The 3,790-nt window shown below is 59.1% G+C and carries 1 protein-coding gene; it reads right to left on the bottom strand.

Annotated features, from left to right (window positions below):
• Positions 1–3,733 (bottom strand): translocation/assembly module TamB domain-containing protein (locus QZZ60_RS10900; RefSeq protein WP_295641324.1); only part of this gene is annotated, 3,733 nt, incomplete at its 3' end.
• Positions 3,734–3,790 lie beyond the last annotated feature (57 nt).

Genomic DNA, 3,790 nt, shown 5'->3' with positions numbered 1-3,790 from the left:
TCGTGGCCGGTCCGCTCACGGTGACGTCGGCCGTGAGAGTGGAGGCCGTGTATTCCATGATGATGTTGAGCATGGGGCTGACCGGCCATCCGCCGTCAAATGAGATGCGTCCCTCGGCAAGGTTGAAGTGCTTGCCGAGAAGGTCAAGTCCCCCGCGTACAGCCTGAACGTTGCCGGTGACGGCGGGCTTGGAAAACGACCCGCGAGCCCGGATGTCGCCTTTCCATTCGCACTCGAGTCCGTAGCCGCGGATGAAGAACTGGTTGGGAATGCGGACATGCACGTTCATGGAACCTCCCGGGATACTGGCAGGAGGGGGGGAGTTTTGTCCCGGCTCTTCAATGGGAAGGGTGACGATGTCGCTCCCGGGAAGGTCGGCAAGCTGAATCTGTCCCTTGTCCACCGTGATGTCGGCCCGTACCCGGGGAGCGTTCATGCTGCCGTCTGCGCCGAACGTGCCGGAAAGCATGATGTTTATGTCCTGTCTGCGCAGAGGAGAGAGCCGGTCCATCTTTCCGGAGACGGAGAGCTGGAGATCGGAAGGGTCGAACCAGCCGTCCATGTTCACCGTCCCCTTGCGCCCGTCTCCGGCAGAGAAGGAAAGAGTGAGCGGCGAGCCCGAGCGTCTGATCACGTTCAGCCGGTCGGCATCGGCCCGCAGGCGTATGTTCCTCAGCTCCACGCCCTGAAGAAGATCGGCAAAGCGGCCGTTGTCGACGGACGCATGAAGCGTCAGATCTGGAGCGGACAGCGTGCCGGACAGGCTGGACGTCAGGTTGATCTGTCCGGATAGACGTTGATCGGCCAGAGGCAGCAGCTTCCATATCTGTCCGAGTTCTCCTGTCAGGCGTATGTTTCCTGCCAGCGTCCCACGCGGGTCGGGCATGGACATGCCTTGCGTCGGCGACGTGAAGGGCAGCGACATCTGAACGGCGCATTCGCCGAGGCCGAGGGCTGTTCTGCTTTCGTCGGGCAGTTCCAGTTCCAGGGAAAGCTGGCGGCGTTTGCCCGATACGCCGAGTCTTCCCGTGACGTCGGCGGAAATAGGAGGCAGCGTGGAGCCGGGAAGTCGTATGTCTTTCAAGTATAGCTTTAAGTTGCCGGCAGGCCTTTCCATGGTGCCGGACACCTCGGCATGACAGTTCACTTCTCCGTCGGGAATCTCCTGGAAAAAGGAACGGAGACGTTTCAGTTCGAGCCGGGAGACATCTGTCGACATCTCAAGATGCCTTGGCCCCCAGGAACCGACGAGAGAAAGGCGTCCAGAAGGAAGCGCCGTGAGTGACGTATTGGAAAGGAAGAATCTGTCGCCCTTGCGGCGTATGTAAGCCGGGGCATCAAGCCGTATTCCGGCAGGATCGCTGCCGGAGAGACCGAGCATGGAAGGGCTTATTTCAAGGTCGAGTCTGTCGAGCGTGCAGACGTCCGGTTTCCAGCGGATAAGCGTGTCGCAACGGACGTCGCCGTAACTTTGCAGCGTCCCCTGAACACTGTTTCTGTTGCCGCTGATTTCGGCCCTCATGCGGGACAGGGCAAAGGAGGGCGTCGTCAGTCTGGTCAGTCCGGCATCGCCCCTGATGTCGGGAATGCCCCACATGTCCTTGATGTCAATGTCGTTTTTGAGGCCGGCAAGGGAGAGTTCTCCCTGGACTGTACGGATGTGGAAGTTGTCGAGGCGGGTTTTCCATTGCAGCTTCTGATTCTTCTGGGAGGAAAGCTTGAGAGCAGCGCTGAAAGGGGAGCCGGAAAGACGCAGACCGGACAGTCGGGCAAGAGGCGTCCAGCGGGGGACGTGAATGTCCAGCGCGCCGTCCAATGCCGGCGGCATCATTCCGAGAAGGGCGGCCACGGTTCCCGGTCCCGCCGGGGAATCCTCAAAAGGAAAAGCCGCCGTCAGGTGACCTTTGAGCGAACTGCCTTCGACGTGAACGTCGAGCTTTTCCAGATCAATGTGAAGAGCCCTGCCTTTTTCCAAGGTTCGCTCTTCCGCACTCCAGTGCGTGTCCAGACCGGCGTTCTGGCCGTTGACTTTTACAGAGGCGCGCACCAGCCCTGTGAGCAGGGGGGAATCTTCTTTTTTTTCTTCGAGCGGCGTGGAGGCCGGAGTCGTCAGAGAAGATGCCCCCTCAGCCTTTTTTTCAGAGGTGGCCGGGCGAAGGCCGGATGAAATGCGGGGCAGCTCTTCCATGATGCGGGGAATGTCGGCGTGGGGAATGGATATTTCCGCCTCTGTTTTTTCCAGCGTGGTTCCCGCAACGTTCAGCTTGTCGCTTTTCAGCGTCAGTCTGGTGTTCAGGTTGGTCATCGCCCCGGAAAGATCTCCCGAGAATCGGGCATTGCCGGAAAGTTTCGGCGACAGCGCACCCGTATTGTCAAATTCGCATTCCGTGTGAAGGGTCACATGATTGTGGGGAGAAAGGGGCTGTCCTTCCGGAAGTGTCGCGCTGCCGGTGAGAAAGGCCCGCAGGCCGGAGGCTTGAAGCGTCAGGGCGCTGATTGCGGCCTGCACTCCTCCAGAGCTGTTCAGAGAGACATTTCCTTCCCCGCTCAGCGTACAGTTGCTTCCGAAAAGATCCGAGAGGGTGGCATCCTTCCAGGTCATGTCGGAAAGTTCCAAGTTCGCGGACATCCACGAGCGAATATGTTCTCCGCCGAGTGTCTGTGCTCTGAGGGAAGCCCTGAGTCTGCCGTTTTCCTGTCCAGCCAGGGCCCAGAGCCTTTTTGAGGCAGGACCGCTTTCCAGTCGCAGGGACACGGAGCCCGACGGGCCCTCCCCGCTGATGTCGAGCATGACGAACTCTCCGAGGGCAGAGGCGGAAAATATGCTTTCTTCCGTGTCTGATTCACACAGGGCAAGTGCAAGGTCCGTCCGCGTGAGCGTTGGATTTCCTTTAACGGAAAGATGAAACGAAGCATGAGTGTTGCTGCCTGAGCCGTCGGGAAGCAGCGCGGCAAGGCCGAGATCCGAACCGTCTGCCAGAAGCGAGATTTCCAGCTCGGGGGAAAGCGTGGATTTTGCCGATATCGGCATGCACGCAAGGTCGTCTCGATTCAAAGTGAAAGAAGCGTATGCTCCGTCACGATTCAAGGAAGCCCGTCCTTCGAGCGTGGCCGCAAGGGCGATGCCGGTTATGGATTCCGCCAGAGACGCCCGGCGTATGCTCAGCCGTTCAAGATTGAACGACGGAAGCCACCCCGGCCAGTTCCGGAAAAATTCCTTCATCTCATGAGCTATCTGCCGGGATGAGAGAGGAGCGGCTGCGGATTCTTCCACGGCGGCAGGTTTCGTCTGCGGTACACGCAAAAGATGCGGGTTTTCCAGAGAAAGTTCCGCTATCGTAAGCGTGCCGGGAAGCGTGGTCCAATCCATGCGAAGCTCCGCAGTCTCTGCTTCCAGCCAGATCCCCTGATCATCTTTGAGCGTTATGCCGGACAGCGTGATGCGCGAAGGAAGCGGGCCGTGGAGCGATTCCACATGCCCGCTCAGTCCGGAAGGCAGCTCGGCAAGAGCTTCATTGACGGTGCGGGCAAGCCAGGCTTCCCCTGTGGGGCTGCGCAGAAAAATCAGGCCGCCTGCGCCAGATGCAGCCATGATGCCGAGCGCACCGAAAAGCCCCCAGGCCGCAATGCGCAGCAGGCGTTTCTTTTTCCCTTCCTTTTTTTCTTCATGCTCTGATGGCTTGGAAGAGGCTGCTTTCTTTTCCACCAGGTCGTCGTGTTCTTTTTCGTTCATCAGAAAGTCTGCCCGATGCTGATGTAGAGCTGATAGCCTTTGTCGTCGGTCTTTTTG

The sequence above is a fragment of the uncultured Mailhella sp. genome (assembly GCF_905187505.1).
GTDB lineage: Bacteria > Desulfobacterota > Desulfovibrionia > Desulfovibrionales > Desulfovibrionaceae > Mailhella.
Note: the sequence above shows the minus strand (reverse complement) of the source record. Positions and strands in the feature narration are given on the sequence as shown.